The sequence below is a fragment of the Pseudomonas sp. EL_65y_Pfl2_R96 genome, assembly GCF_963970905.1.
GTDB lineage: Bacteria > Pseudomonadota > Gammaproteobacteria > Pseudomonadales > Pseudomonadaceae > Aquipseudomonas.
The window spans coordinates 1-1,116 of record NZ_CAXAQH010000099.1 but is presented as its reverse complement, the minus strand read 5'-3'; the positions used below and the strand labels follow the sequence as shown (position 1 = coordinate 1,116).

The 1,116-nt window shown below is 56.0% G+C and carries 2 protein-coding genes; both read left to right on the top strand.

Features of this window, described 5'->3' with window-relative positions; translation table 11 throughout:
• A partial coding sequence (locus tag AACY49_RS29620; RefSeq protein ID WP_339527727.1) for a hypothetical protein occupies window positions 1-295 on the top strand: 295 nt, incomplete at its 5' end.
• Between the two features lie 246 nt (window positions 296-541).
• Window positions 542-919 carry a DUF6124 family protein gene (locus AACY49_RS29615; RefSeq protein ID WP_258697717.1) on the top strand — a complete coding sequence of 126 codons (378 nt, stop codon included), beginning with the start codon at window positions 542-544 and terminating at the stop codon, window positions 917-919.
• Window positions 920-1,116 lie beyond the last annotated feature (197 nt).

The window sequence follows — 1,116 nt, the reverse complement described above, 5'->3', positions numbered from 1 at the left end:
GGCGCGCCTTGGAACGCAAGGCGCGCAAGCTGGGGATGCAGTTGGTGATGGTTGGATAAATTTCAGAGCAAAAACAATGCGTTATTTTTTGTTTGATAAGAGCTGCCGAAGGCTGCGATCTTTTGATTTTGGCGGCCTGACAGCCGACCAAGCTCTCCCAGATGACGCCAACCTACTGTGGGAGCGGGCTTGCTCGCGAAGGCGACCTTACAGCCAACGATGTTTATTGCTCGGTAAAAATATCAGAACCTTCCCACATGTTTTTCAGGTTGCCCGTCGGAAGCTGCGTCTCTAGCCTTTGTCCGTCGCTGACAATTCAGCGACCGGGCGTCGCGGCTCGATTCTTGAGGCATAATCGCTCCACCGAACAACAACACTTTTGGGTGTCTGTCGTTTCGTGTCATGGCGACTGTGCGCGGGATACCTTCGGGTATGCCGAGATATGCCTCTGGGATCGGTCCGCGAACCCGCGTACAGCTGCCACCCCAAATTGCGTCGCGGCAATTTGGAAGTGGCTCCATTTCATCCCAGAGGTGTAATCATGTTCAAAGCAACCCCGAATCCCCCAGAAACCGACAACGTTTCCCCTTACGAATCTGCTGATTCAAAAGAATTCCACGTCGCCGCTAACCGCGCGCTCGACCACTACCTCAATCCATCCGCCCTCAAATCCCCCGTGGCCCGCAAACCGAGCACCATGTATAGGGTCGCGCCGGATATCAAAGACGAAGACCTGTTGGCCCACACCTGTGAATCGTTGGCCCAGGCCAGCGTGATGGCGAGTGATTTTGCGGGGTATCTGGAAGGGCCGCACCGGCACACGGCGATGGCGATTCAACAGATCGTCATGCTGGCAGAACTGGCGGCGAACCGGATGCTGGATAACGTGGGTGTACCAAAACCTGCGCCACACAGCTAATCCCTGTGGGAGCCGGGCTTGCCCGCGATGGCGGATAAACATTCAACATTGATGTTGGCTGACACTCAGCCATCGCGGGCAAGCCCGCTTGTATGGTAGGACTTGAAGGGAGGAGGAGGGACAAAGCCCGATTCTGACTGTTGACGCAGTACAGATCCGTGGGAGATTTCGCCCCTCCTCCTTTCACCCAAGCGCCG